Below are 26,973 nucleotides of genomic sequence, written 5' to 3'. Positions count from 1 at the left end.
ATTTCAACTTATTTTTCCGAATATCTGTTCCACGATTTTTGGAATTCCTGCAGAAGTTCATCCCTGTTCATTTGTTTATTGATATAAGCTTGCATGGCAGGCCCAAACTCATCGCTTACTCCGGCAGGATATTTGAACCAGTTCCATGATAATGTTTTACCTTCTTTTACATACTTGATCATATCAGCGGCAAGAGGATCCGGATTTTTGATCTTTATATTGGAAAAGGCGGGAACAAACTTAAATTGTTCGGTCATAAATCTTTTGCCTTGTTCCGAAGAAACCATCCAGTTTAAGAACTTTTTAGCCTCCGTTTTCTTCACAGCGGTAGTTTTTTTATTTACGACCCAATTGTTGGGTATGCCGATTGCGAGTGCATCGTTTTTTGCTATATCGTCGCTGATCGGCATTGGGAAGAATCCTATATTCATGTTCGGTGAGATTTTGTCCAACATCGGCTGTACCCAGTTTCCTTGCAGGATCATCGCTGTTTTACCCTTTGCAAATCCGGTGACTGCCGCATTGTAATCTATGGTCAGCGAATTCTTACTGCCAAATTGTACGGTTAGATCAAGCAGTCGGAGCATTCCTATAAATGGTTCGTTTCCTTTAAACTTTTGCGTTCCGTCCGTCAATCCCTTAATAAAAGCATCAGGGTTGTCCTGATGCGCAAATGCGATGTTTACCATGAATACGCCAAGGAGCCATTTTTCCGCGTACCCGATCGAGAAAGGAGTAATACTCATGGCCTTAAGCTTTTCCGACACATCCTTTAATTCGCTCAGTGTTCTCGGTGTTTCCTTAATACCCGCTTTCGCTAACAAATCTTTATTGTAAATAAAGCCGTAGCCCTCTACATTCATCGGCATGCCGTAGATCTTACCGTCCATTTCTATCGGTTCTAATGCGTGCTTATACGCATGTCGGACCCAAGGCTGATCAGACAAATCCTCCAGATAATCTTTCCACAGTCTGGCTTCCTCATATCCGCCGTTTGTATAAATATCGGGACCTTTCCCGGCAGCAAATTGGGTCATCAGCATCGCGCGGTCATCCGCGCCCCCGCCGACCGTCCGAATGTGAATATCCACTTCAGGGTGTTCCTTCTCGTATTCTTTGACCAGCCGCTCAAACTGGGAGGCAATCTCCACCTTGGGATTGAATACGCTCAGAACGATCTTGTGAACTTTTTGTTGACCGGTTTGGCCTTCCTCATTCCTTTCCCCGCACGCCGCAAGCGATACGACCATCACTGCTGTCAACATTATTTTCGTAAATTTGTTCACCAATCTCCCCTCCCTTCTTTTTATTTTGTTTTCCGTAAAGGCTGCGATATTGGGCCGGGGTCATGCCTACTTCTTTCTTAAATAATTTTGAAAAATACTTTTCATTCTGATACCCGAGGTTCACCGCAATCGAGTACATTCTTTCTTCCGTTTGACTAAGCCATTGTCTGGCTTGTTCAATTCTTAATTGGATTAAATAATTGGACAGGTTGATCCCCTGCTCTTGTTTAAATCGGCGGCAAATATGCTCCCGGCTTAGAAAGAAACGATTGGCCAATTTATCCAAAGAAAGCTCCTCCGTGTAATGCTCCTCCAAATAGGCGACAATGTCATTCATTCGCCGCGCGTCATCCAAATCGCTTAGACGATGAATGGTCCTGAAATTCTGCAGCTCCATCGCTTTTTTGGCCGATTGATACGCATTCGGAAGATCGTTCAAGGACGTTAGCGGATCGCCGCCGGCCAATCGTACGGGAATATCAAACTGGTTGGAAATCCACTGCTCTACCGGGAACTTGCTGCCTCGCGGACTGATCAACAGACCGGTGCAATCCTCATTTTGCAGAACAAACGCATTGCCCCACTCCTGTGCCGTCATCTCCTCAGCGAGCCGATTGATGTAAGTATCGGCGCTGTGAATATGGTAAAAATACAGCAAAGTAAGATCGTAGGCATCGGCTTTCGGAAGGTACCTCGCCAGGTCCTCCTCATTCCAAGGGCCTCCTTCACAGGCCGCCGTAATTAACCGGTTACTGTGCAGCCTTTCGGCTTCTCGGGCAACGACAGAGTCGCTTCGCCGTTCCGCTTCCTCACGGTTCCAGGCCAGTATGGCGCCCTCCAAGACCTTATTTAATACGTCTTCTTCAACCGGCTTCAGTAAATAATCATAGCTGGAGCATTGGATGGCTTTGCGCATATAGGAATAGTCATCATATCCCGAGACGATAATCACTTTTCCCGGATAAGCTTGCTGGTCCAGCCACTCCAAAAGCTGGATTCCGGTGACTTTGGGCATTTTGATATCGGCAAATATGATTTCGGGTCGCTCCCTTTCAATAATGGTCTGAGCCTCTTCCCCGTTGCCGGCTTCCCATATTTCCGTCACGCCCAGTTGGTCCCATTGCCCCAAATACCGAATCACATCACGCACATTGAATTCATCATCCACAATAAGAGCTTTCATGATTATCGTCCTCCTTGGATTGGGTTGGAATCGTAATAAGGACGGTAAATCCTCCGCCGGGACCCGAATCCACCTCTAGGCCTCCGTGGGAACCGTAGTTCAAGACTAACCGATCATGTATATTCTTCAGACCAATCCGGTTATTAGGCGATGCTGCATCATGACCGACTGCGTTTAATTTCCTTCTCAGTTCGTTCAACTCTTCGAGGGACAAGCCGGGGCCATCATTTTCGACCACAAGTTTCACATAACCTTCTTCAAGCCATCCCCGAATGCTGAGATGCGAACCGTAATGCCCTTCTTCAAAACAATGCTTGAAGAAGTTCTCAACGAGCGGCTGTAAGATCATGACCGGGACCGATATATCCATCATGGAATCTTCTATAGAGATGGAGTGGCGTAATTCCACCCGAAAACGTTCTTTTTGCAGATCTAAGTATGCTTTCACGTAATCCACTTCACTGCGTATCGAAGCCCAATTATCCATTCGGATCGTATACCGCATCATTTTCGACAAGGAAGTCACCAATTGATAAATTTGCGGAGTTTGAGAACGAAGGGCAACCGCACCGATGGATTGTAAAGCATTATGCAGAAAATGCGGGTTGATTTGCGATTGAATCGCCCGGTATTGGTTCGTTTTGTTCTCGAGTTCGAGCCGATATTCTCTATCAATATACAAGTTGATTCGTTCCATCATTTCCTTAATATGCCTCTCCAAATGACCGATTTCGTCACGGCCGGTATCATTAAACCATATATTCGTATGCCCCCCTTCAATCTTTCGGACTTTCTTACTTAATAATTGAATAGGTCGAGTGATCTTATTTGAAATAAAATGGACCATAATAAGTCCCAAAATAACAACACCTACACCAAATAAGGCGCTGATATACGCCGTTTGCCTCACATCGCGGTATAAGTTGCCGCTCGAAGTCACCTTGATCAAATGCCAATCTCCAAATTCACCCGGAAGCGGTTTGGACATCGTAATATCGCCTGATCTTCCACTCGTGAGAGACAATCCGGAATCAGGTCTCCACTTTGTACCTATCAGCGTTTGCTCGGTTGAATAGACGACAGCTCCATTCCCATCCGTAAGGATAACCAATTCACCATCCTTCAGAAAACGGTTGGAAATGGTGGAAAGGCGGCTTAAGTCGATATCCATGGTGACAACACCTAAAAATTCGTTGGAGAGTATATTTTTGATTTTATGATGAATCGTCATCACTAACGTCCGATCCGACATTGGCATCACGGCAGCTCCATTATAATTCCGGATCAAATGCGGCGGTTCAATCAAAAAATTGGATCCGGATTGAATCAACTTCTGAATGGGAGGACTTTCTGATAGATCAGGCTGCTTCATACGGGCGCTCACCTTGGCATCGTAAACGGTAAAAGAATCCCCGTCTTTCACCATAAAAAACCGAACTTGATGAATTTCTCTGCGCATCAGATAGAAGGCTTGAAACCATTTATCGACTTCAAGCTGATTCGAGTAAATTTCTTTATCAAAGCCTCTTTCGAAAATCCGGAATAAACCAGGATTAAGGTATAAAATATACGGCAAATTGACCATATCCTGAAAATATTGCCCGAGCTCTTCACTGCCCTTTTGAAGCTGGATTTCGCTGATCCGATATTCGTGCTGCTCTACCTTTTGTTTAGTATGAAGATAGATGGCCAGTACCGAAATGAAATAGGGGACGATAATAAATACGAGAAGCATGACCAATAAGCGGTTACGAATGCTGCTTTTCATGACATGGATGTTCCCTTCTGTGGTTTCCGACACGGTCTATTATAAAACAAGAGATACCATGCAATGGGTAGATATAATTGGAAAATCACTGAAATTCGCCTTGAGCGTATTTTTCAAAATAAAAAAACCGCACCAACTTCTCATACTCTGCTTGAGCCTGAGCAATTGAATGCACCGTTTCCTCTGCAACTTGTTCCTCTGCTATCTGTTCACGTTTTGCCATTGTCTGTTCATCTCCTTAGATTTTTCTGCATGCAAAAAAGGCTCACTCCAATTTCAACAAGTGGAATAAGCCTTCTAACTATCTATCACCCAATCGGAGTTCCATCAGGCAGTTTAAAATCAGGTTTTAATAGAACTACATCCCCCTTTTCGGGTATTCCTCCAAGAACTAATACCTCTGAAATGAACCCGACTATACGACGCGGAGGAAAATTGACTACCCCTATTACTTGTTGCCCTAAATTTTAAAAGTTACAAAGCACTCAACTGTAACTTCTATCTTTTGAAACAGTTTGGGTTAAAGAAGGTGTCCAAAAATAACCCGCCATTCCTAATAAGGTAATCAATCCACCTATGAATTGAAAGATTGAGATGGTTTCTCCCAAGAATAGATAGGCAAGAATTATTGCCAAAACAGGCTCTCCAATAATACCTACAGAAACAGTAGTCGCGCCTATAGATTTTAACAACAGATTAAAGATATACTGCCCAAAAATAGTTGGGATTACTGCAAGTAAAAAGAAATATGTCCAATCCGAAGAGTTATATTCGATCAATGTGATATTATTTAGCAAATTGTAGACTAGCATGACGCTCCCGCCTAGAAAAAAAACAATAACACTGTATAAATTTGCGTCTATTTTGCGACTTACTTTTTGTCCTGCCAGCATATATGCTGAAACCAAGATGGTTCCTAATAAGGATAATCCATCTCCTATTAACGCCTCCCGCGAAACCCCGATGTCTCCCCAAGCTATGATTAGTGAACCTAAAAGAGCAGCAATCAAACAAAGTATGGTTAATATGTTGGTTCGTTCTCTGAATATAAAATATGAACCAATCATTACAAATAAAGGTTGCAATGATAAGATCACCATGGAGCTCGCAACTGAGGTATATACTAATGATTCCATCCAACATAAGAAGTATAACCCGAGAAATAGGCCGGCTAATAAAACGGTACTCCAATCTTTTTTGTTCATCTCTGAGGTTCGGAGAGTTTTCCAAGGTACAAAAGGAAGCATAATGATTACTGATATATACAATCTGTACATCCCAGCCACAGAGGTTGGAGTATCTGAGGATTTTATCATGATGGATGAGATCGAAACAGACAGTATGCTGATTAAAAGCAAAATATACGGGTGAAACGGTAACGACGATTGATTTGTTTTCACATGTACGCCTCCAAGAGGTCTTATCCAATCGTCTGTGCACAGGATTGTAATGATAAGCCGAATATTTGATATAATAATATCACCACTTTTATTTTATTTGTGTAACTATATCTTTAATTTATATAGAAATATCGTCATAAGAAAGGACTTCGCTAAAATGGAAAAACAATTGCACGAGACCATTTTATATCCCGATGTTTCATTTCCATACATCATGTACACCCATACTATTCATGGAAGTATTCCTGAAGGTAGAGGATTTAACGATTTACATTGGCATGAAGAACTACAAATCACTTTGGTTACTAAAGGAAAACTAGTTATACAAGTTAATGGGATTGATCATGAATTAGAAACAGGTCAGGCCATTTTAATTAATAAGGGCGTCCTTCATGTTACTACGAACCTGACACATAACGGTCAATATGTTAGTTTTAATTTTCCTGAGAAGCTGCTGGCTTTTTATGCGGATAGTGCCATGGAAAAAAATTATGTACTGCCTTATACAAACTCTTCCTTAGTGTCACTAGTAATCAAGGGAGATGTTGAATGGGAAAGTCAAGTACTGGAAACGCTTTGGGATATGAAAAAGAAATTTGATATGAAAAAAAACTGGGGGTGGGAATATGAGGTTTCTATCAAAACTGTACAATTATGGTTTACCTTAATTTCTAACATTTCACTCTCTTCTGAGGAAGCACCTAAATACTTAAAGCTGCAACAAGAAAGACTTCAATTAATGCTCAGCTTCATCCATCAGAACTACTCAAATAATATAACGCTGCAAGAGATTGCTGATATAGCGCATCTAAGTGTTTCGGAATGCACTCGTAGTTTTAAGAGAACCATTCATATGACACCTTACGACTACTTAATTAAGTACCGTATCAAGAAAAGCAGCGAGTTATTAATCTCAACAGATTATACAATAACCGAAATAGCCCACAGAGTGGGTTTCAATCATGTAAATCACTTCATTCAGTCTTTTAAAAAATATCATGAAAGTACACCTAAAGATTTCCGGAAATTTAGAAGTGAAATCCAATTTCTTTTCTGATTGTGTGTACCATCACTTGTGATATGATTCTCCGCGCTGTCTGTAACGGCAAGCTTTTGGGCCATCCTGCAATGGATGGCCCATTAAAATCACACTTTATCAACATAAAAGAATATGGTTCCATAGTATTTCATAAACCTTTTATAATCGTCATTTCCTTTCATAACGATTATGGTCGGATAAGCATTTATTTTGCGATGTTTTAATACAGCCAATGAATCCTTTTGTACGATGCAATGAAATTTTCCTTCTTCATACTGAACAAGAAGCGGGGGTAGAACGACTGCATGGTCATCATCTTCATCTACATGGTTTTCCCCGGTTTCTAATCCATCACGCTGAATAAGACGCAGTGGAAACTTAACGACTCCGAAATATAGATGATCTTCCTTCATGAAATCATGTAGAATGGGAGAGACTTTTCGGGTAAGCAGCAGATAGCATTGAATCCATTCTTCGATCATCCCGACATTCGCATATTGTACGGCTGACTCCAAAGTCGGAGCATATGTTAAATGTCTTTCGATTTTCTTAGAATAGATGATTTTCTTAACGGAATCCAAGGATAAAAAGTATTCGTCGGCAAGTTCCGAAACCGTAACCCCATGGGCATACTTATTGCGAATCATGAGGTTTCGCCTCTGCAGTTGATTTCGGTAACCGGACGTCTCGCCCCAAGCCTTTTTTTCCTCCCCAATAGGAATATAAAGAAGTTTTCCTGCCGCGTATTTCTGGATTTCTTTCAATAGCTCCTCTGGTATCACATCGCCGGCATTTTCATATTTCATACCATCACCATCTATAAGGCGTATAGTCGATCTTTCAGTTCACTGATGGATTTCATGATGGACATGCAGGATTCCGTGTCTTCAATCGATGCATGCCAACGCAAGGTATCGATCCCTTTATAATAAGCCATACATAAGAATCTTTCTTTAAAATCCGGTAGGACGATATCCCTTTTCTTGCAATACTCAACCAACAGTTCCGGTATCTTCAAGTAAGGCTTATTTAAGTCCATAATGGCAAAATCCAAAAGGAAATCGCAAATGCCGGATCTGCTCCAGTCAGGGAACCCGACCATTGTCTTTCCATCTGTGATCATATTGACGAAAAACGTATTATTGTAAACCAAATAACGATTTCCTTCACAATAACGAATTCTGCCCTCCATTTCCTTGAAGGATTTCTCGAAGAATTCACGTTCTAAAACCGTTGTTTCGAACATTTCCTTCCAATTAAACCAGTACCCCTCTTTATCTTCTGCAAATGTATCGATCAGAAATTCCCTGCAGGTCCCATATTCTGTTTTACAATCATCATTAAACTCACCATAGCCTTCTACTCCCGCTATATCTGATGAACCGATTTCAAAAATCTTGTCAAAAAACAATTCGTAGCTATCTGCAAATTGTTCTGGGCTTAATTGATCTGCAAAAAAACCATCGGGTGTCATACTTACCCTTTCAGAAAGCATCGCTTTAATGATATTGTCCTTACCCATCTTTTGATCTCCTTTTCCATTTTAAAATTAGAATAACATCAGCTGTGCATCTGATATGAAAATAATAGCACTGGAAATGTCTAGGTTATAGGCAAGGAATATCTTTAATTAACTTTACACATAACTTGCAGTTACTTACGGTACGGTTCACCGCGCTGTCTGTAACGGCAAGTTTTAGGCCATCCCTTTTCGGGATGGCCTTTATTTGTTTGTTGAACGTTCTCCGTTGAATGTTCACCTATTGGAATGAATCAAGGCACTTTTTATGGATATTTTTAGTTCATCCAACTTTTCTTGAGGAATCTTCTTTCTTATACGCAGGACTATATCTTGGCCAGTTATGAAATGCTTATTGCGAAGTTACTGAGCGGAAATCTCGAACTTCGTCCCGGCATCTCCGGCGAAAACTATGTATCCTCCCAAGGGCAGTACGACCGGATCCTTGCCTCCAATGACACTGAAGTAGATGCATGTTCCCTTTGCATCATAAACGGCGAAGGAGGCTTTCGAGGACATGCTCACCTTAACGATCTTGCCCCCGTCTTTGTCGCTTATCGTATACCACCTGGCGTATCCGCTGGGCGGAATCGTAACGATTGACTTCTTAGCGAAGTTAAAAGGCTTCACGGCGTCCTCGTTCACTAAGATGATTCCACCATAATTCAAGTACTCAACCCCGTCTTGTGTAAAGAACGTAAGACCTGAGAGATCCCGCCCGTTCGATCCCGGAATTTGCAATTCGGAGACGGCCGTATTCGGGCCGGTTATTCGCTTATCCAACACGTACCCCGGCAGTTGTTTCGACACATTCAAGTTGGTGGTTACCTTTGTCAAATAAGAAATCGACGTATACTTCTCAGTCAGCAGATAATACTTCTTCCCGTCGCGCTGAATCCATGCTTCCTTGGTCTCTGCCGGAAGATATTGGGGCTGGAGCTTCTCGGCGCTGTACATTGATATAGCCACCTGCCCAAGACCCGGGACCGAAGCGTATCGACGAAGCCATTCGTAGGTGCGGCCGTTCTCCTCCGTGACGAAGCTGATCATCCCATTCCCATCCGCACTCCGGAACGTCCCGTCTGCCGAATACTCGTAGATCTCGGCTGGATTATCGGGCGATTGCTCCGAAGTGATGGTCATGACGCCACTTTCGGTAATATCTATATTTGTCGTTGAACCGGTCGCGCCATAGATTCCCGAATACTGCAGCATGGACTCCGGCATATCATTCTTTACCGGAGCGCCGTATGACTTCTCAGGCTTAAATTCAGTAATTGTGCCTTTCTCCTTCAGCGCCTGAAGCAGGATTTCGTTCGCCAGAAGCTGATCGTACGTGCTGCTCCCGCCGGAAGTGACAACAGCTGCCGCCATGTCCTGTTCGGGAAGCACAACGAGCGACGCGTGATAGAGAGGGGTGTCCCCGCCTTTGGTCAGCGCCTTCATCCCGTATTCCCTGAAGGGATACAGATTGACGCTGTCCCAGCCGAGACCGTATTCGATTGAATTGTCCGCATCGTCAGGCCACAAAGGCGTCTTGTACTCGTCTTGCGCCATGGCCGCAGCCGATTTACCGGACAAGATTTCTTCCGCTTCCCCCGTGAAAACTTGCGAGAATCGAGCCAAATCTTCCGCCGTGGAATAAATGCCTCCTGTTCCGATCACGTTGAGCGTCTCGTTGGGGAGTTGTCCTGTATATGTAGGATAATAGAGTCTCGCCATCTTCGCTGTGTCCGGAGAATCGAGTGGCGTCTTCGTATTGACCATACCCAGAGGTTTCGTAATATATCGATGGATATAAGAGGTAAAGTCCATACCGCTGACCTGCTCGACCAGAATCTCGGCCAGCGTAAATCCGTCATTGCAGTAAACCGAATAAGCCCCCGGGTCCGCTTTCAAGGTCTGACCGGACAGTTGCTTCAGCAGTGTGTCGTGGGCATAAGTATCGTTATCTTCGAATAAACCGGCGTTCGTAGGCGAGGATCCCTTCAGTCCGGACGAATGATTGAGCAGCATGCGCGGCGTAATCTGTTTGTAGCGTTCATCCGTCATCGTAAACTCAGGGATATACTGGACGACCGGCGTATCGAGATCGATTTTCCCTTGATCGACCAACTGCATAACGGCAACCGTGGTAAACATTTTACTCGTCGAGCCGATCCCATACATCGTGTCTTTCGTGAGCGGCCTCTGTCCCTGCTCATCATTCTTGCCGGATTGGCCGGATACGACGATGTGTCCATGATCGATAAGGGCGTATTGCACGCTGTTCGTGTCGTAAGTTTTCGTGAGGAGATCTGCCTTCTCCATTGCATAATTCCGGGTTACTTCGTAGGTGATCAAAGCCTCGTTCGAAGGCGAGTCCATTGCCACCTTTGGCTCAGATGTATTCAGCGCCCCTGCTATGTTCTGCGTCTCTGCCGGTGCTTTGTTGTCGTCGCAGGAGGCTAGCAGCTGACACGAAGATAGCACAACTCCCATTATCCATCGACTTTTCATCATTCGAACTCTCCTTCCGGAGTTTTGGTAGAAATGACCCTAAATTGGTATATTTATATATTAATGAAAAATTAGTATTTATGCAAAACTGCCCTTTAGTTGAACAGCGACGGATTCTAAAGGGGGATCCGCCGCCAATACAAACTAAAAGAATCGTCGATAAAGTTCTCTCCGACGTTCGCCGCGGAGCTGTGCGTAGATTTGAGTGGTCGATGCTTTCTCATGACCGAGCATTCCTTGGATGAAATCCAATGGGGCACCGTTATCAAGGAGTTGGCATGCATAAGTATGTCGAAAGCGATGCGGGAATACATTCGCTTCAATTTCTCCCCGATCTGCAAGCCGTTTTAATGCCCATCTAATCGTAGGTATAGCCATTCGTTTTGTTTCACTCTGTCGTGAAGTAAACTTCTCTTTGCTTCGATCCCTTGCCATTAACGATTGCTGAGCAGTTCTCCCAGTTAAGATCCTGGATGTTGATCTTCTCCACCTCCCCAACCCGGCAGCCGGTGCTGTAGAGAAACTCAAGCAGCGCTCTTTCCCTGAGTGACTGACAAGAGATCTTCAAGTGTATGACGTCTTCCTCAATCAAAAACTTAGGAATGCGCTTATCTAATTTCGGTTCTCTCAATTTTAGTGAAGGATTTGAAGTCAGATACGCCTCTTCATAAGCGTAGCGGAAAAGAGAACGAACAAACCGAATTCGATGACCAAGGCTGCTTGGCTTCAAACGATCTGCTTGTTTTGCCAAGTACTCCTTCAGCATGGTTAACGTTACCTCTGTGATATCGAGATTGCCTAGCTCCAACATCAACATTTTGTTCTGAAGGGCGTATGCTTTTAATGTTTTCGGACTGAATCCTTGAATGCGTTTGTCAGCTTCATACAAACTCCACAACTCACTTAAGTTCATAACAAAACCTCCCTTTAGAAGCTTTTAAATCTAGTTTGCTTCTAAGGAGAGGTTTTAATCTGCCTGCTGTTTTGAACTAGCGTTTCCCGTAAGCTTAATGGATCACATTTGTAGCATTAATGCCACATACCACATACTCCGTTAATCTCCCTTTACTTCATATTCGTTCGGAATTAATTCATACAAGGCACGAACATCACAACCGATGGAATCGGCGATCGATATGGCAATTTTGAGTGGCATCACTCTTTTGTTTTCAATAAAGTCGTAAACTCGTTCGGGTTTAAAAAGCAAGTCTTTTGCCAGCCATTCCGCTGACTTTCCGGATTCCATCAATCGTTCATTCAGCAAGCAACGTCCAAGTTCAAATTTCAAGAAGCGATGACCTCCCGCGTAAGAAAATATTTATTCAACCTTAAGCGTTGTCCATTGCCAGCATGAGTATACTTTATAAAGGGAGCCATAACGATGAAATTCCCCATGCGTCTGCCAAATTTGTTGGGCGAGTTCTATCGAAGCGCTATCGTTTCCCGTTAGTGTAATGAATCATTTGAATATCGATTATAATAGCCTTTAATAAAAATGATTTTATAAACTCATAAGAAACGAACGACTTTCTTTATCCATTTTTTCTATCGCATATCTAAAAGAAACTCTTGGCATATTTTTGTGATTATTAATGAGATAGTCAATGACCTCTTCTTTATTTACTTGAGAAAAAGACTTGAGCATCCAACCGTATCCTTTAAGAACTAATTCATGTTTATCATTCATTAACCTATCTGCAATGTAAAATGGCTTTAATCTTTTAAAATCATTTCGCATTATAGATGGAATAAGAATAACAGCAGATGCTCTTCGAACCCAAAAATCTTCATCTTCTGTCCATTCTAATACATTGGTAAACAGTTCTTTATATTGTAAAAGCAAATTTCCAAATGCATGGGTACAAAAATCATCACAATCTCCCCAGCCACGTACATATTTTTTTAACCACAAATAAAAAACAGAGTATGTATTCTTAGTATATTGCTTATGCACCCTATTCGCCCAATCAAAAGCAATAACTCCCTTTTCCCAGCGACGTTCTTCCAGTAAACGTTCACATAATGGAATAATATGCTCTATCTTTTGATCAGGAAGCATTCTGAATACCTTGCCTGACAATTTTCGTATATCACCCGTTTTGATATGAGCCCCTATTGGATTGTTCTCATTTAAGAATTCAACTTTGTTATCAATAAATTCGAATATATTATTCATTAAATTCTCCTCTTTGGGGTGAATATAGACCAGTGATTTCGATAACATTATCATCTGGGTCTGTTAGTTGAAAGTAATAATATGGACTAACATTATTAACATATTTGATGCTGGTCAATTCCCCGCTAATATCCAACTGTTCTATTCTGTCTCTCTCTTGTTCCAAATTTTCAGTCCAGAAGTTTAGTACAAACTTATGTGTATTCTCAGCTTCAACTATTGCAACTAAATTATCAAACTCCTCTACATATTCCCCTTTTCTAACAGTCAAATTTGGATTCATAGCATCAAAATAACCATTCATAATAGATATATTCTTCCCATCAAACTCAAACTGAGCAAATCGCTGCATATTTTGAGAACTTACTGACATTTCTAATAATTTCTCATAAAATCTAATTGACTTATTAAAATCCCTTACTATCAAATAAATTGAACCTAGATGCATATATATACCCTCCTCAGGTTTGTAATTTGATAATATACTTTCATTCATTCTATCCCAAAGCATTAATGAGAACAAGAGTTCTTGTTTTTTTAGAGCAGTTGTTTAGACAGTTTCTTATTCGCGAAATTATTGAGCTATCCTGCCAGTTAGCTCAACGAGGCTGCCGTTCTATGCAGGCAGCCTCGTCCTGGTGTTTACGGAACTCCCGTTTCCCGTTAGTTCAAAAACACACCGTCCATGCAGATAACATTGTTATCGATAGTGATTGTTGGTTTTTGAATAACCAAATCAAAATGATATTTCGATTCGACCGTTCCACCATAATTCTTATTGTGTCCAAATCCAAAATGACATGTGCCTCTCGCTTGCTCCGATTCCATTAGGTGTTCATTCCATAATGCATTAGGGTTAATGCCTATTCCTAATTCCGAAATTATATTCGAATTTACATCTCTATTTAAGTCCTTTAATACATTTTGATGTTGAAGATCATCTGTTTCAATTTCTTTCGTATTTATAACCCGTCCTTCATTAATCCATATTGCAAAGGGTCTTTTCGGTGGTCCCCAATAAACACACCCATCAACAAAGATCTTCCCGCATGTTCTTTCTTCAAAAGGTGTACAAAAAACCTCTCCTTCTGAATGCATCCAGTTCCGTGGATATAAAGTTACATTTGTCCCTTTTGTTGTACTTATATTTATTTCGCGGGCATTCTCAACCCGACTTAAAAGCCGATTTTTGAATTCTTTTAATTCAGTAAAATTAGCACTCATTGTTCTTCTAATGGTTTCTGCGGGCATTAACCAATCATTGTATATATATTTCATCGGCTGTATATATCCTAAATCTGGGCGTCCAAAAGTATCGAATAAGAAAGTCGCATGTTCAGGTTGAAGTAAAGAAATGATCCCTGAATTACTCTTAACTACTTGATTTACAAGGTTTTGAAGGTAGGGTTGCCCTTGTACCATCTTCGAACTTAACCGAACAAGGTGCGTTTCAAATCCTTGGGAAGACAAAAAAGATTGAATTGCGAGTCCAATTTGCTCTTTGTTCTCTGATACCAGAATTAAATACATTTGTGTAGGGGGTATAGGAATACTATCTATTATGTTTAATGCTATTCGTGATAAATCGTCCAATTGAACTTCACCCTTTCATTTTATGAAGCAATGGATACATTAGATAGTTATATGCTGATTCGAAATAGTTGGTCCACTCTTTACTACATTAACCTGCCCGTTAGCTGAACAGGCAGCCGATGATCTCGGCTGCCTATTGTCATGGTGCTATCGTTTCCCGTTAGCCTTAATGACGAGAATTCATTGAAATGTTGCGCAACTTTATCCTGTTTCGTTACGTTATAAAAAGTAAGGTTGCTATATGAATTAAGGAGGTCCCTGGCCATGAAGCTACCTTTAAAAATTTTAACGTTCACCATCGCCGGCAGTTGCCTTCTGGCGGTATCCGCCACTGTAGCTCCCACCGTTTATGCTGGAGGCGCGTCATCGGTTCCAGCCGATCCTATAGCCCTGGAGGCCGACGTCCCTGCCATCACGGGAACGTCTAAGGAAATCAAGTTACAAACAGACTTCAGCGTTAGAATCGTTAAAGAAGCAGATAAAACGGATGACGAGCCCGCCTACTTGGTCACCGGACATGGGTATCGGTTACTGCCGCTTAGAGCTGTCGCTGAGAAAATCGGCTATACGGTGAAATGGGATCAAGCGACCCGTTCGGCAGAAGTTAGAAAAGGCGCGTTATGGACAACGGTGCAGAAAGACACCGATTACTACCTATATAATGACAGGACGCCGATCTCGCTTGGCATCGCTCCGGTAATAATCAACGACTCGCTTTACGTGTTACAGGATTTTTTTAGCGACGTGCTGCAACTTTCCGTTGAGCTCGAGCAAGGGACAGATGTCTTATTTATCAGCCAGACGCAGGAGTAAAGACGCTATGTAAAAGCCGACCGCAGGGTCGGTTCTTTTTTGTCTTTAACTTGTTCAGTAACGCCCCCGTTAGCATTCCTGTAGAGCGTTAATTACGAGCTTTGCAAAAAGAAAAGCGCCTCGGTACGATGGGAGTACGCAACGGGTCATAGCCCTTAAAATCCCATCATCCAGGAGGACGCTCTACTATGAAGTTTAAAGCCCAGGACAAACAAAATCAACTCATTGAAAAAATTACCCCTCAGCATCTCGTCGTCGGAATCGACATCGCACAGCTAATTCACGTCGCTCGTGCGGTAAATTTCCGCGGGATCGTAGTTGGCAATCCACTATCTTTCTCAAATGACGAAGAAGGGTTTCGGATCCTTCTTCGCTGGATCCAATCGTTGCAATCAACCCATAACCTAGACTTCGCAATCATCGGTATGGAACCAACGGGGCATTACTGGTTAAGCGTCTCCAAATGGCTATCTGAGAAGCAGTTTGAAGTTGTTCTTTGTTAATCCTCATCTCGTGAAAAAGAACAAGGAAAACCGCGACAATACGCCATCGAAGAGCGACAAAAAGGATGCTCTCGTCATCGCAGACATGGTGAAGAACGGCTACTACTCATTCATTCGCAACACACCTGAAGCCTTTGAAGAGCTTCGTGTCTTTCTCTCCAACCGAGACTCCGTCGTAAGGAGACTCGTTAGTGCAAAGAACCAGATTCATCGTTGGGTTGACGTCGTATTCCCCGAGTTGAGACAAGTATTTAAGAATCTGATGTGCAAAGGCTCATTGGCGACACTACGTCTTTTCCCGACGCCTGATGAACTGAGTAAGTTAACGCCTCGAGACGTGGTAAGGGGCTGGAAATCCATTATGCAACGGCAACCTGGGGACAAAAAGGCTCAAGCCCTAATCGCTCTTGCTAGTCATTCTGTTGGCTCTAAGCAGGCAACGCATGCGTACAAGCTCCATTTAATGCAGCTTCTCGCAGAATATGATCTCGCTTGTGAGCAACTGCGAGTCGTGGAGGCAGAGATTATAGCAGTTTTAGACCGTATACCTTTTGCTAAGTCGATGCTTGCTGTACAAGGGATTAATGCAATCTCACTAGCTGGTATTCTTGGAGAGGCTGGGGATTTAAGCGGCTTTGTTCATGGCAACGCTTTGCTGCGTCATGCTGGTCTCAACCTTGCGGAAGCAAGCTCGGGCAAATGGACCGGACAGATGAAGATTAGTAAACGCGGACGATCTCGACTCCGACGTTTCATCTTCATGATGACCCTGAGCTTAACCGCCAATAATCCGGAATTCAAGGCGATGCATGCGTACAATGTTCAGGTAAAAAAGATGAAGAAAATGAGGTCACTAATGAAACTGTGTGGTAAACTAGCTCGCATTCTCGTGGGGATGGCTCGCAGCGGTGAAGCCTACAATCCACATAAAACGATGCCACTTCAGCTAGCAGCTTAAGCGATTTCTCACCGTTTCGTCGTACGAATTTTGGCTTATTCGCGGGATTTCAAAAGAAAGCACGGAGTACCGGATATATTGAACCAAAGGGCACCGACCCGTAACGTTAGCATGACCGGCCTCCACCCCTTGGAAAGGCGTAACGAAGGAATGAGAGGGCAATGACCCGTTGAGACATGGGAGTGAAAACCTCCAGGGGCGGCGTGGAGAAACGTGCAGTATATGGAAGGATATGGGGTTTCAGCATCCCCCTCTATTTCCTCACGCCTTCATGTTGTCCTGGTCCTCAACCGAGTTGCTCTAACAATCTTTCGGTAAATCTGACAAGGGTGAAATCCTGCGAATAAGCGAGCTTTCGTGAGAAAACTGAATCGTACTGAGGGAGCTCAATAGCAATGAATTACAACTCGTTATTTCTCCCAAAGCTCGACCAGTCGACCTTCAGGATCTTCAATCCAAATAAACTTTCCAAATTCACTAATCTCTTTTTTCTTTGCAAGAGGTACACCAATATGTTCAAGATGCTGAATAGTCTCGTTTAGATTATGTACTTGGAAATTTAACATCACTTGTTGTTCTGTTGGAAAATAACTGTCATCCTCGGTAAAGAAAGAAAAGATAGTCTCATTTCCTAATTGGGGGTTTATCACAGTCCCATTCCAATTTTCCATTTCAATCTTCAACACCTCACTGTACCATTTTTTTATAACTTCAAGATTCTTAGTTCTCCAAAATATTCCTCCGAAACCTTTTATCATCGTATCTAACTCCTGTCTGTCATCAAATTTTTAGCTATCCGATTACATTAGATATTCGAGATTTAAATTTAAGTTCCTTTTTCAACTATCCTGCCCCACGTGGCCTTCTCCGGTCCTCGATGCCCGCTTCCTTCCGTAGGATATGACGAGGTTGTTCAACTCAAAAAACGATTGCCCCATGTACCTTTTTCGCGTTTCCTTAGCCCGTAGCCACAAGGAATTCTGCAAAAAAACTTGCCCTTATTTATGATACGGTTCACCGCGCCGTCTTTAACGGCAAGTTTTGAAAAATGGCCATCCCTCAGGAATGGCCATTCAATCTGAATGCTATACGCTCAATGTTAATCATAATTAACTAACAGGCCGACTAAACAATCATATCCCCTATTCCAGTTCTTTCTATGTCGGACTTTGTACTGTATATTGGCTTGAACTTTGAATAATGATCCGCCCATACCAATATATGTTCACTGGTAACAAATTGGTCTAAAGACCCTGGTATTTCAAGATGTTGAAGTTCTTTAGGTAACGAAGAAAATAACGCATTTTCTAAATTAATATAAGAGTAGGATTGTAAACCTCTTGCGTAGAAGATGGGAGGTTCAAGTTCGATATATTCCGTCAACTTCATGTCGTTATGTTGTCTTACTAGTATCGCTAATACACCCTCCAATTGTTCAACTGCTTTTGTAACACAAGGTTCCATCAAAATGCCTTCAAGATGCTCAATCAACTCATTGGCTAAAGGACTGATCTGTGCTAGTTCCTTGGAAATCCATTTGTAAGTACCAGGTCGATACCTTTTGTTATAGAGAAAGACCAATTGAATTACTTTCTCTACCATTCTGTTTATTAATAATCTAGCTGATAATGATTCTCCTCTAATATCTGTGAGCCTTGCCACATAGAGATGACGAAATGCGCTCCATGCATATTTCAATTTATACCGCCACACATCTTCGGGCAAATAAGAAAGATTCTTTCGTACTTCAGTTATTTCGCCTACAGGATCCGTAAAAATCTTTCCTCTTGTCCACTCTATCAATTTTTGTTCAGGAATTACTAACCAATCGTAAATGGAGAGCTGAGAAGTATGCAATCCCAATTGGATTCGCATATGCCGAGAAACACTAGTAATTGCAATATGATGTATATTGCTTTTTCCATTATACGGTACAAGCACCTCATTGAGTTCATCTACGGAAAAACGAGAGGGATATCCCTTGAATAAAATTGGAACTTCTTCGTCAAATGCTTGATTAAGGCATGTAGCGTACTCATCATAGTCCGAGTCAAGCAACCAAATGTAGCATCTCGCTCCCCATTCATGATCTCTAGATAAATCATCATCATAACCTAAGACATCTGAGCCATAACCAATTAATCCAGCAGCATGTTTTTCCAACAGTTGCGGGAAACGACAGGCTATTATTGGCCTTACGATCTCCCAATAAAACTCCTCACTTAAGTCTAAACCCTTCATTGGTGAACTCCATCCCATGTAGCTGTGCGCACCCACATTATTTTTACCGGTATCCTAATGTTAACATTTAAAACAAAAATTACTAGACTATTCTTTTGGGTTCTGTTATCATTTAGATTGAAGTCTTGGTGAAATATCGGAGTCCCATATTTACTTTAGAAGCCGGAAAATTTTCTAGGCTTTTTTTCATTTGAACATAAAAAAACGCCTGTAATCAGACGCGTTGATGAATATATCGATATAATAAGCTTCACCAAAAAACTTGCCGTTACTTATGATACGGTTCTCCGCGGCGTCTGTAACGGCAAGCTGAGAGCCGTACCTTACAGGATGGCTCTCTGTTTTCTCTTGTTCTCTGATCCCACGGATGCGGCTCAGATGGGAAAATCGCCCATGTATGCGCTGGAATACTCACCGAGGTGTACCCGTCCCCGATTCATCCGCTCCAGCCACTGCATCTTAATCCCTCCTTTCAATTTCAATTATAGACGGGGCGAAAAATAGCTTCGCAACAATTTGTGCCGGAAGATGTTGCTTCTATTAATCTATCAGTTAAAGATTTTACAGTACACTCGCAAAACCCAACAAAATGTTAAATTATTGACAACGAAATGTTATTTCTCTTTCCACTGAGTTACATTATGCTAATTATATGTCTATATCTAACTATATCACTTGGAATAATGTGTTATGATTTTTTAAACGCGGTGAAATAATTCATACGGATGAAGGAGGCGCTTCATGAAGAAACCGAATATCCTATTAATTACGAGTGACCAGCAGCACTGGAACACAATAGGAGCGTACAACTCCGAAATTCATACGCCTAATCTTGACCGCCTGGCACGTGAAGGGACCACGTTCGGCCGGGCTTATTGCCCAAGCCCCGTCTGTACGCCCAGCAGGTCGTCGATCATTACGGGAATGTACCCGAGCCAACATGGCGCCTGGACGCTCGGAACCAAATTGCTGGAAGACCGCCATACTGTCGGTGAGGATTTTCAGGCGGACGGCTACCGGACGGCCTTGGTTGGAAAAGCACACTTTCAGCCGCTTCGGGGGACTGAGGAATATCCTTCTCTTGAATCCTACCCGATCCTGCAGGATTTGAACTTCTGGAGTTCATTTCACGGACCCTTTTATGGCTTCGATCACGTGGAATTAGCACGGAATCATACCAACGAAGCGCATGTCGGGCAACATTATGTCAATTGGATGGAAGAAAAAGGATGCAACAATTGGCGCGATTATTTTCTCCCTCCAACTGGAACGATGGACCCTTCTGAGAAACACAAATGGGCGATACCGGAGGAATACCATTACGACACTTGGATCGCCGAGCGCACAAACGCACTGCTTGAACAGTTCCAGGATCAGCCCTTTTTCCTTTGGTCCAGCTTCTTTGATCCGCATCCCGATTATTTAGCTCCTGAGCCATGGGATACGCTGTACGATCCGGAGTCACTGACAATTCCTGCCCTTGTGGACGGAGAGCATGATCAGAACCCGCCGCATTTTCAGCTGACCCAGGAAGAGAATCCGGACTTTACGCATTTATTAGAAACCGGCCACGAAATTCACGGCTATCATTCCCATCTGCTCCCCGAGGACGAGCGCAAAAGGCTGGTCGCAACCTATTACGGTATGATCAGTTTGATGGACAAATATATCGGAAAAATTCTTGACAAGCTGGATGAGCTGGGACTTTACGACAACACCATCGTTGTGTTTACGACCGATCATGGGCATTTTTTCGGGCAGCACGGACTGCAGCATAAGGGCGGCTTTCATTATGAAGATTTGCTCAGGCTGCCGTTTTTGGTTCGTTATCCAGGAAAAGTACCTGCAGGCGTGCACAATCCAGCCATTCAATCGCTGGTTGATCTTGCGCCTACGTTCTTGTCTTTATGCGGCATACGGCCTCCAAGCGGAATGACCGGCATGGATCAGAGTATGGTTTGGCAGGGGCTGATTCCGCAGGTCCGCGATCACGCGCTGTGCGAATTCAGGCATGAACCTACAACGATCCATCAGAAAACCTACATTGACCACCGCTATAAGCTGACAGTATATTACCGCCAGACGTACGGCGAACTGTTCGATCTGCAGGAGGATCCCGGCGAGCTTCGCAATCTGTGGAACGATCCCAGTTACGCTGCTCTCAAAACGGATCTTCTGCTTAAATATGCCTGGGCAGAGCTTGGCAAGGAGGCCATGCCGATGCCTCGTATTTGGCATGCATAATTTCACGGGTTTCCAATAACCGGAACTTGAAGGAGGGCTTGCGATGAATGGAGCTTGCGCTGTAGCAGGAGGACGAAACTTAAGTGTCATGTGGAAAACGGTATCCGAGGACTGCAATTTAGCTTGCGATTACTGTTACTATAGTACATGCGGAGGTATTCCGGGACCGAAAATTAATCGGATTGATTCCTCTATACTTGATAAGTTTATACAAGAATTTATGAAGAACAGCCACGGAAGCGCAGCCTTCGCCTGGCAAGGAGGAGAACCGCTGCTCGCAGGTCTTGATTTTTTCAGGGAAGTGGTGAGCCTCCAGGCGAAGTATGCGCCGCCCCGTACAATAATCAGCAATTCTTTACAAACCAATGGCACTATGCTTAACGAAAAATGGGCAATTTTCCTGAAAACCTACGGTTTCCTGGTAGGCGTTAGTCTGGACGGGCCCAGGGAGATCCATGATGCAAGAAGAAGGGACGCTGCCGGACAAGGCAGCTACGACCGGGTCATGAAGGGGATCGCGCATTTAAGACAGCACAAGGTTGATTTCAATATTTTGACCGTGGTGCATAAAGGAAATGTGAACAAAGCGGCGGAGCTGCTGGCATTTTATGAAAGAGAAGGCTTTAGCCATGTACAGCTTATTCCATGTATGGACTTCAGCGCCCAGGAGGCCGATCAGCCCGGCTCCTATGAAATCACAGCTGAAGAATACGGCAGTTTTTTATGCGAGGTTTTTGATCATTGGTACAATGACGGGACTCCGAAAACCTCCATCCGCTTTTTTGACAACCTGCTTGGCACATATGTATTTGGAGAAGCCGAACTGTGCGTGCACCGTTCTACTTGCCCGGATACGATCATCCTGGAACAGAACGGTGATGCCTACCCGTGCGATTTTTATATCAACTCCAACTGGAAGCTGGGGAATGTAAGAACTCATTCTCTCGAAGAGATCATATCGCATCCTGTTTATCATACATTTAAATCTTTAAAGTCAAAGCTTCCGGATCCTTGCCGAACCTGCGAATGGAAATCTCTTTGTCATGGCGGGTGTCCACGCAATAGAGCATGGACCTCAGATCTGTCCTCCTCGGAGGTTGATTATTTCTGCGCATCCTATAAAAAGATTTATGCATATGCGGACAAAGAGTTAAAATCTCTTAGTCTTCGCCTGCGCCGCTCAGGAAATCTAAAAACATAGCAGCGATTATTTTGCTGTGTTTTGTTCGGAGGTAAAAGCTATGAAAGATTACGGTCATGAATATGCGGACATCTTTTATTACACGCCGAATGAGTTTGAGAAGCTTGGCGGACTCTGGCCGCTGCGGACCGGACATAATGTAGCGAAAGAGAATTACAGCGTGGGGCCAAGAGTTATTGAATGTTTTTCTTTTCATTTTGTGCTCAGCGGCGAGGTCACTTTGTCCAGCTTGGGGAATACGGTTGTTCTGAAGAAAGAAAGTATGTTCTGCCTTTTCCCGGATGTGAAACACAGCTATTGGATCTCTCAATACGATTCTGAAGTACCGCTTCAGATGCACTGGCTGGCATTTAATGGACCGCAGGCGGAGCTATTGGTGAGAAGGATCGGAATCACGGAACGAAAACCGTATTTGCACAACAAGCTTACGGCCGAGTTGGCCAAATTGCTGAAGGTCTGCATGAAATTAATCGAAAATCTGGAGAAGGACGGGAATTTGCAGCTGCAGATCATACTGTTCCGGATATTTGAATTATTATCGCGTCCGCTTCCCGATGTTTCAGACGGCAATGACTGGTTGAGCACCTGTCTGCGGTACATAGAATCGCATTATGCCGAAGGCATTACTGTCTCTGATATTGCCCATTTTACCGGAATGCACCGTTCACATCTTTCCAGCAGGTTTAAGCATAGTACCGGTATGAGTCCCCGTGAGGTTTTAATCAAGCTGCGTATGGGGCGTGCAGGAGAATTGCTAAAAAGCCGGACGTTATCGATTACGGAAATTGCGCTTTCTCTCGGATACACGGACCTGTATACGTTCTCGAGGGCTTTTTGTACTTATTACGGAATATCACCTTCAAGTTACCGCCGCAGCTTGCTTTCTTCCAACGAAATGACAAATGAATGACAACGAAATGTTATTCCTATTTTCTGCGGCTTACATTATGCTAAATACAACTTTAAAACATACTATAATGCTTGGAATACTACAAATTAGAAGGGGCTGTAGAAATTATGCGTAACCATTGGAGAAGAAATGCAATATCGGCGATGATCATTTTGAGTCTGGGGCTTACAGGGTGCAGTACAGGTGCCGGCACGGAAAATGAGGCTCAAGCTGAAGGCGGGGCCGGGACCACAGTGAGTAAAAACGGATATCCGATTGTGCAGGAGCCGATTACGCTCACGATGTTCACCCGGATCGCTCCCGTCAACGGCCCGTTTAAGGATATGCCGGTATTTCAGGATTACGGGGAATTAAGCAATGTGCAGGTTGAATTTACCGAAGCTCCGACAGACGGCTTTCAGGAGAAGAAGAATTTATTGTTCGCCTCCAATGAGCTGCCTGATGCATTGTACCGCTCCGGTCTTACTCCGCTGGAGACCATCCGTTACGGAACGGCTGGCCAGTTGATTCCGCTGGAACAGCTGATCGACGATTATGCGCCGAACTTTAAAAAACTTTTGGATCAGTACCCTGAAATCCGCTCGGCGATCACTACTCCGGAAGGCCATATTTACGCACTTCCCGCCGTTGTTACCCTGGGCTCTGCACGGACAGATAAAAAATGGATCAATCAGGCGTGGCTGAAGAAGCTGAATCTGGAAGAACCGGAGACGACGGAAGATCTGTATAACGTGCTGGTTGCTTTCCGGGATCAAGATCCGAACGGCAACGGGAAAGCCGATGAAATTCCTATGACCGCCCGTGCAAGCAGCGGCTCAGGCCAAGGCATACCGGTTGTAACCATGATGAGCGGATCGTTTGGTTTGGATCAGCAGCTTGGCTACAATATTAACCTGGCTGATGACAAAGTGGAGATTTGGATGGGCAGCGAACGGAACAAAGAGCTGCTGCAGTATTTGAACAAGCTATATACCGAAAAACTGCTTGATCCCGCGGTATTCTCGCATAAAGAAGCGGAGTATCTCGCCAAACAGGCATCAGGAACCGCCGGGTTCTTCTTTGATCAGACGAACAATCCGTTCTTGGAGATCGCGGATCAATATACGGGAATCGCACCTCTCGAAGGTCCGCACGGGGATCGGCTGCAAAGTCAAGGTGCGCCTATCGCACGAGACTTTGGGGCTTTTGCGATTACTTCAGTTAACAAATACCCGGAAGCTTCGCTGCGCTGGGTCGATTATTTCTACAGTGAGGAAGGCTCGACGCTGCTCAGATTCGGGAGAGAAGGCGAGCATTACGAATTGAAGGACCGTATTCCTTATTACAAGGAAGATTTCTTGAAATCGGGCAATCAAGCCAAAATCACCCCGTACGCCGGAGGCGGAGCCCCGCATCTCATCAGTGACAAGGTCGCTTCCTACATCAATCCGCTGCAGGTGCAAGAGGCGCAGCAGAAGCTGGACCCATTCATGCCAAAGGTGCGATATGCTTCTCCAATGTTTGATGAGCAAACCGCGCAGCAGGTCAATATCCTGCGGAACGATATCGACAAATACTATGAGGAACAGAGCACGAAATTCATTGCCGGAGCCCTTAGCTTTGACAAATGGGACGAATTTCAGGCAACCCTGAAGAAGCTTAAGATTGATGAACTGGAACAGCTGTATCAGGAAGCTTATGACAAAATGGAGAAATAGTTGCGGTTCCGGACACGGGAGGAAGGAAAACTCATGAAGACGACGCAAATAGAATTCACAAAGAAGGAACAAGCTGATCCTCCTTCCGTTTCTTTCAGGAGCAATTCAAAACGCAGTGTCCGGCTGTTAAAACGAATGATCAATCGTTATGACCTGTATCTCATGCTGCTACTGCCGATGGCGTGGTATCTGATCTTTCACTATGGTCCGCTGTACGGACTCCAAATTGCCTTCAAAAACTTCAATCCGGCAAAGGGAATCATTGGAAGTGACTGGATAGGCCTCGATCATTTCACACGATTTTTTGATTCGTATTATTTCTGGAGGCTTCTGTGGAATACGCTGTCCATCAATCTGTTTTCCTTGCTGATTGCCTTTCCGATTCCTATCTTTCTGGCACTCCTCATCAATGAAATCCGCAGCAAGGCCTTCAGCAAATGGCTTCAAAATATAACCTATATTCCGCACTTCATCTCGGTCGTCGTCATCGTGGGTATGCTGACGGTGCTTCTCTCGCCTACCGGACCGCCAAACATGCTGATTCAGGCTTTCGGCGGCAGTCCGGTCCGCTTTCTGGAAGAGGCCGGTTGGTTTAAGACAATCTTTATCGGCTCGAATATTTGGCAGAACATGGGGTGGCAGTCGATTATCTACATTGCAGCGCTTAGCGGAATCAATCCCCAGTTGTATGAAGCAGCCAAGATGGACGGGGCTTCCCGGCTGCGCCGCATTTGGCATGTCTCCCTACCGGGGATCGTTCCCGTCATTGTTATATTGCTCATTCTGGACGTCGGGCAATTTATGAACATAGGGTTCGAGAAAATTCTGCTGCTGCAAAACAACTTAAATCTCGAAGCCAGCGACGTGATCTCCACCTTCGTCTATACGACCGGGATTCTTAAAGGAGAGTACAGCTACACTGCAGCAATCGGGCTGTTCAATTCAGTGATCAATCTGACGCTGCTGCTGCTGGTCAACCGGCTTGCGCGCAAAACATCAGAAACTAGTTTATGGTAAAGGAGGAGGGCCTCGTGTCTAAGCAAGCTGTATTAAAAAGAGGGACAAACGGCCCGGCTGCCGACCGGGGTTTTGATACGATCGTGTACCTGATCGCCTCAGTGATTATGATCCTCGTACTTTATCCGCTGCTTTTTGTGGTCAGCGCCTCATTCAGCGATCCGGCGAAGGTGCTCGGCGGGGAAGTGTGGCTGCTGCCGAAAGGCTTCACCGTTGAAGCCTACACCAATATTCTGCACAACGGTAAAATCTGGACCGGATTTGCCAATTCGATTCTATACACTACGGTCGGCACGATCATCAACATCGTTATGACGCTACTCGCTGCGTATCCGCTGTCACGCCCGGACCTCCCCTTACGCAAAGGGCTGATGCTGATCGTAACGCTCACAATGTTTTTTTAGCGGGGGGCTGATTCCGACATACCTGCTCGTTAAAGATCTGGGAATGGTCGATACGATGTGGGCCTTAATTATTCCGGGTGCAATCTCGACGTACAATCTGATTGTTATGCGAACATACTTCCAGTCCAGCATTCCCTGGGAGCTGCAGGAAGCCGCCCATGTGGACGGATGCTCCAACTGGCGGATGCTGCTCAGCATTATTTTACCGTTATCGAAGCCGATCCTGGCGGTGATGGTACTGTTTTATGCGGTGGGCCACTGGAATTTATTTTTTAATGCGCTCATTTATATTCGGAGTGAAGAGCTGTATCCTCTTCAACTGGTACTGCGCGAAATTCTGTTGATCAGCCAATCGGACGCTGTGGACGGCGGCGTTGGGCTGGAGGATAAGATTCTGCTCGCTGAGAGCATCAAATACGCGGTCATTATCGTATCCACCCTGCCGGTACTCATTATGTATCCCTTTGTACAGCAGCATTTTGTGAAAGGCGTCATGGTCGGTTCAATCAAAGGATAAATCGC

The 26,973-nt window shown here is 44.0% G+C and carries 21 protein-coding genes and 4 pseudogenes; 9 read left to right on the top strand and 16 right to left on the bottom strand.

Features of this window, described 5'->3' with window-relative positions; genetic code table 11:
• Positions 1-8: 8 nt before the first annotated feature.
• The 6 genes and pseudogenes from PUR_RS03050 to PUR_RS03025 form a co-directional block, all read right to left on the bottom strand.
• Entirely contained in the window at positions 9-1,265 is a 1,257-nt protein-coding gene (locus tag PUR_RS03050; protein WP_179037719.1) for an ABC transporter substrate-binding protein, read from the bottom strand.
• On the bottom strand, positions 1,213-2,469 hold the full coding sequence (locus tag PUR_RS03045) for a response regulator (protein ID WP_179033969.1): 1,257 nt from the start codon (positions 2,467-2,469) through the stop codon (positions 1,213-1,215). Before PUR_RS03045 ends, PUR_RS03050 begins: the two co-directional genes overlap by 53 nt.
• Positions 2,447-4,237: a cache domain-containing sensor histidine kinase gene (locus PUR_RS03040; RefSeq protein ID WP_179033968.1), complete on the bottom strand. Its 1,791-nt coding sequence runs from the start codon at positions 4,235-4,237 to the stop codon at positions 2,447-2,449. The genes PUR_RS03045 and PUR_RS03040 overlap by 23 nt, the downstream gene beginning before the upstream one ends.
• 85 nt (positions 4,238-4,322) lie before the next feature.
• Positions 4,323-4,460 carry a hypothetical protein gene (locus PUR_RS03035; protein ID WP_179033967.1) on the bottom strand — a complete coding sequence of 46 codons (138 nt, stop codon included), beginning with the start codon at positions 4,458-4,460 and terminating at the stop codon, positions 4,323-4,325.
• 85 nt (positions 4,461-4,545) lie between these two features.
• A pseudogene (locus PUR_RS03030) lies at positions 4,546-4,701 on the bottom strand (tRNA-binding protein); the annotation flags it as partial.
• A 21-nt stretch (positions 4,702-4,722) separates the two neighbouring features.
• Positions 4,723-5,637 carry a DMT family transporter gene (locus PUR_RS03025; protein WP_179033966.1) on the bottom strand — a complete coding sequence of 305 codons (915 nt, stop codon included), beginning with the start codon at positions 5,635-5,637 and terminating at the stop codon, positions 4,723-4,725.
• Between the two features lie 157 nt (positions 5,638-5,794).
• On the opposite strand from PUR_RS03025, the gene PUR_RS03020 reads away from it, so the two are divergent.
• Positions 5,795-6,694: an AraC family transcriptional regulator gene (locus tag PUR_RS03020; RefSeq protein ID WP_179033965.1), complete on the top strand. Its 900-nt coding sequence runs from the start codon at positions 5,795-5,797 to the stop codon at positions 6,692-6,694.
• A gap of 89 nt (positions 6,695-6,783) precedes the next feature.
• On the opposite strand, the gene PUR_RS26370 is transcribed toward PUR_RS03020, so the two are convergent.
• From PUR_RS26370 to PUR_RS02980, 8 genes and pseudogenes are all read right to left on the bottom strand, one after another.
• Positions 6,784-7,482, bottom strand: a complete 699-nt coding sequence (locus PUR_RS26370) for a CD3324 family protein (RefSeq protein ID WP_332107932.1) — start codon at positions 7,480-7,482, stop codon at positions 6,784-6,786.
• A gap of 11 nt (positions 7,483-7,493) precedes the next feature.
• Positions 7,494-8,198 carry a hypothetical protein gene (locus PUR_RS03010; protein ID WP_179033964.1) on the bottom strand — a complete coding sequence of 235 codons (705 nt, stop codon included), beginning with the start codon at positions 8,196-8,198 and terminating at the stop codon, positions 7,494-7,496.
• Positions 8,199-8,558: 360 nt separating this feature from the next.
• Positions 8,559-10,697, bottom strand: coding sequence for a serine hydrolase domain-containing protein (locus PUR_RS03005; RefSeq protein ID WP_179033963.1), 2,139 nt, complete (start codon positions 10,695-10,697; stop codon positions 8,559-8,561).
• 141 nt (positions 10,698-10,838) lie between these two features.
• Positions 10,839-11,460 (bottom strand): annotated as a pseudogene (locus PUR_RS26480) (tyrosine-type recombinase/integrase).
• 288 nt (positions 11,461-11,748) lie between these two features.
• The gene (locus PUR_RS02995) at positions 11,749-11,982 is read right to left on the bottom strand and encodes an XRE family transcriptional regulator (RefSeq protein WP_179033962.1); all 234 of its coding nucleotides are present in this window, start codon (positions 11,980-11,982) and stop codon (positions 11,749-11,751) included.
• A gap of 213 nt (positions 11,983-12,195) precedes the next feature.
• Positions 12,196-12,870: a DNA alkylation repair protein gene (locus tag PUR_RS02990; protein ID WP_179033961.1), complete on the bottom strand. Its 675-nt coding sequence runs from the start codon at positions 12,868-12,870 to the stop codon at positions 12,196-12,198.
• Entirely contained in the window at positions 12,863-13,318 is a 456-nt protein-coding gene (locus tag PUR_RS02985) for a VOC family protein (RefSeq protein WP_179033960.1), read from the bottom strand. The genes PUR_RS02990 and PUR_RS02985 overlap by 8 nt, the downstream gene beginning before the upstream one ends.
• Before the next feature lie 215 nt (positions 13,319-13,533).
• Positions 13,534-14,463: a 2,5-dihydroxypyridine 5,6-dioxygenase NicX family protein gene (locus tag PUR_RS02980; protein ID WP_179033959.1), complete on the bottom strand. Its 930-nt coding sequence runs from the start codon at positions 14,461-14,463 to the stop codon at positions 13,534-13,536.
• 264 nt (positions 14,464-14,727) lie between these two features.
• Here PUR_RS02980 and PUR_RS02975 point away from each other — a divergent pair, with 264 nt between their 5' ends.
• On the top strand, positions 14,728-15,276 hold the full coding sequence (locus PUR_RS02975) for a copper amine oxidase N-terminal domain-containing protein (protein WP_179033958.1): 549 nt from the start codon (positions 14,728-14,730) through the stop codon (positions 15,274-15,276).
• 188 nt (positions 15,277-15,464) lie between these two features.
• Positions 15,465-16,737: pseudogene (locus PUR_RS02970) on the top strand (IS110 family transposase).
• A gap of 410 nt (positions 16,738-17,147) precedes the next feature.
• Here PUR_RS02970 and PUR_RS02965 read toward each other — a convergent pair.
• Together PUR_RS02965 and PUR_RS02960 are read right to left on the bottom strand one after the other, a co-directional pair.
• Positions 17,148-17,495 carry a VOC family protein gene (locus tag PUR_RS02965; protein ID WP_179033957.1) on the bottom strand — a complete coding sequence of 116 codons (348 nt, stop codon included), beginning with the start codon at positions 17,493-17,495 and terminating at the stop codon, positions 17,148-17,150.
• A 367-nt stretch (positions 17,496-17,862) separates the two neighbouring features.
• Positions 17,863-18,978: a DUF4037 domain-containing protein gene (locus PUR_RS02960; RefSeq protein ID WP_179033956.1), complete on the bottom strand. Its 1,116-nt coding sequence runs from the start codon at positions 18,976-18,978 to the stop codon at positions 17,863-17,865.
• Between the two features lie 741 nt (positions 18,979-19,719).
• On the opposite strand from PUR_RS02960, the gene PUR_RS02955 reads away from it, so the two are divergent.
• From PUR_RS02955 to PUR_RS02930, 6 genes and pseudogenes are all read left to right on the top strand, one after another.
• Entirely contained in the window at positions 19,720-21,222 is a 1,503-nt protein-coding gene (locus PUR_RS02955; protein ID WP_179033955.1) for a sulfatase family protein, read from the top strand.
• A gap of 43 nt (positions 21,223-21,265) precedes the next feature.
• A complete protein-coding gene (locus PUR_RS02950; RefSeq protein WP_179033954.1) occupies positions 21,266-22,423 on the top strand; it encodes an anaerobic sulfatase maturase in 1,158 nt (385 codons plus the stop codon).
• Positions 22,424-22,463: 40 nt separating this feature from the next.
• On the top strand, positions 22,464-23,333 hold the full coding sequence (locus PUR_RS02945) for an AraC family transcriptional regulator (protein ID WP_179033953.1): 870 nt from the start codon (positions 22,464-22,466) through the stop codon (positions 23,331-23,333).
• Positions 23,334-23,440: 107 nt separating this feature from the next.
• The gene (locus tag PUR_RS02940) at positions 23,441-25,030 is read left to right on the top strand and encodes an extracellular solute-binding protein (protein WP_179033952.1); all 1,590 of its coding nucleotides are present in this window, start codon (positions 23,441-23,443) and stop codon (positions 25,028-25,030) included.
• A 33-nt stretch (positions 25,031-25,063) separates the two neighbouring features.
• The gene (locus PUR_RS02935) at positions 25,064-26,047 is read left to right on the top strand and encodes an ABC transporter permease (RefSeq protein ID WP_179033951.1); all 984 of its coding nucleotides are present in this window, start codon (positions 25,064-25,066) and stop codon (positions 26,045-26,047) included.
• A pseudogene (locus tag PUR_RS02930) lies at positions 26,041-26,968 on the top strand (carbohydrate ABC transporter permease). The gene PUR_RS02935 and the pseudogene PUR_RS02930 overlap by 7 nt, the downstream one beginning before the upstream one ends.
• Positions 26,969-26,973: the final 5 nt, after the last annotated feature.

The sequence above is a fragment of the Paenibacillus sp. URB8-2 genome, assembly GCF_013393385.1.
In the GTDB taxonomy this organism is placed as follows: domain Bacteria; phylum Bacillota; class Bacilli; order Paenibacillales; family Paenibacillaceae; genus Paenibacillus_AQ.
This window is presented reverse-complemented; position numbering and strand designations above follow the sequence as displayed.

Coding starts and splice junctions, on each gene's coding strand:
- PUR_RS03050 (WP_179037719.1), bottom strand. CDS start 1,265: ATGTTGACAGCAGTGATGGTCGTATCGCTTGCGGCGTGCGGGGAAAGG.
- PUR_RS03045 (WP_179033969.1), bottom strand. CDS start 2,469: ATGAAAGCTCTTATTGTGGATGATGAATTCAATGTGCGTGATGTGATT.
- PUR_RS03040 (WP_179033968.1), bottom strand. CDS start 4,237: ATGAAAAGCAGCATTCGTAACCGCTTATTGGTCATGCTTCTCGTATTT.
- PUR_RS03035 (WP_179033967.1), bottom strand. CDS start 4,460: ATGGCAAAACGTGAACAGATAGCAGAGGAACAAGTTGCAGAGGAAACG.
- PUR_RS03020 (WP_179033965.1), top strand. CDS start 5,795: ATGGAAAAACAATTGCACGAGACCATTTTATATCCCGATGTTTCATTT.
- PUR_RS26370 (WP_332107932.1), bottom strand. CDS start 7,482: ATGAAATATGAAAATGCCGGCGATGTGATACCAGAGGAGCTATTGAAA.
- PUR_RS03010 (WP_179033964.1), bottom strand. CDS start 8,198: ATGGGTAAGGACAATATCATTAAAGCGATGCTTTCTGAAAGGGTAAGT.
- PUR_RS03005 (WP_179033963.1), bottom strand. CDS start 10,697: ATGATGAAAAGTCGATGGATAATGGGAGTTGTGCTATCTTCGTGTCAG.
- PUR_RS02990 (WP_179033961.1), bottom strand. CDS start 12,870: ATGAATAATATATTCGAATTTATTGATAACAAAGTTGAATTCTTAAAT.
- PUR_RS02985 (WP_179033960.1), bottom strand. CDS start 13,318: ATGCATCTAGGTTCAATTTATTTGATAGTAAGGGATTTTAATAAGTCA.
- PUR_RS02975 (WP_179033958.1), top strand. CDS start 14,728: ATGAAGCTACCTTTAAAAATTTTAACGTTCACCATCGCCGGCAGTTGC.
- PUR_RS02965 (WP_179033957.1), bottom strand. CDS start 17,495: ATGATAAAAGGTTTCGGAGGAATATTTTGGAGAACTAAGAATCTTGAA.
- PUR_RS02960 (WP_179033956.1), bottom strand. CDS start 18,978: ATGAAGGGTTTAGACTTAAGTGAGGAGTTTTATTGGGAGATCGTAAGG.
- PUR_RS02955 (WP_179033955.1), top strand. CDS start 19,720: ATGAAGAAACCGAATATCCTATTAATTACGAGTGACCAGCAGCACTGG.
- PUR_RS02950 (WP_179033954.1), top strand. CDS start 21,266: ATGAATGGAGCTTGCGCTGTAGCAGGAGGACGAAACTTAAGTGTCATG.
- PUR_RS02945 (WP_179033953.1), top strand. CDS start 22,464: ATGAAAGATTACGGTCATGAATATGCGGACATCTTTTATTACACGCCG.
- PUR_RS02940 (WP_179033952.1), top strand. CDS start 23,441: ATGCGTAACCATTGGAGAAGAAATGCAATATCGGCGATGATCATTTTG.
- PUR_RS02935 (WP_179033951.1), top strand. CDS start 25,064: ATGAAGACGACGCAAATAGAATTCACAAAGAAGGAACAAGCTGATCCT.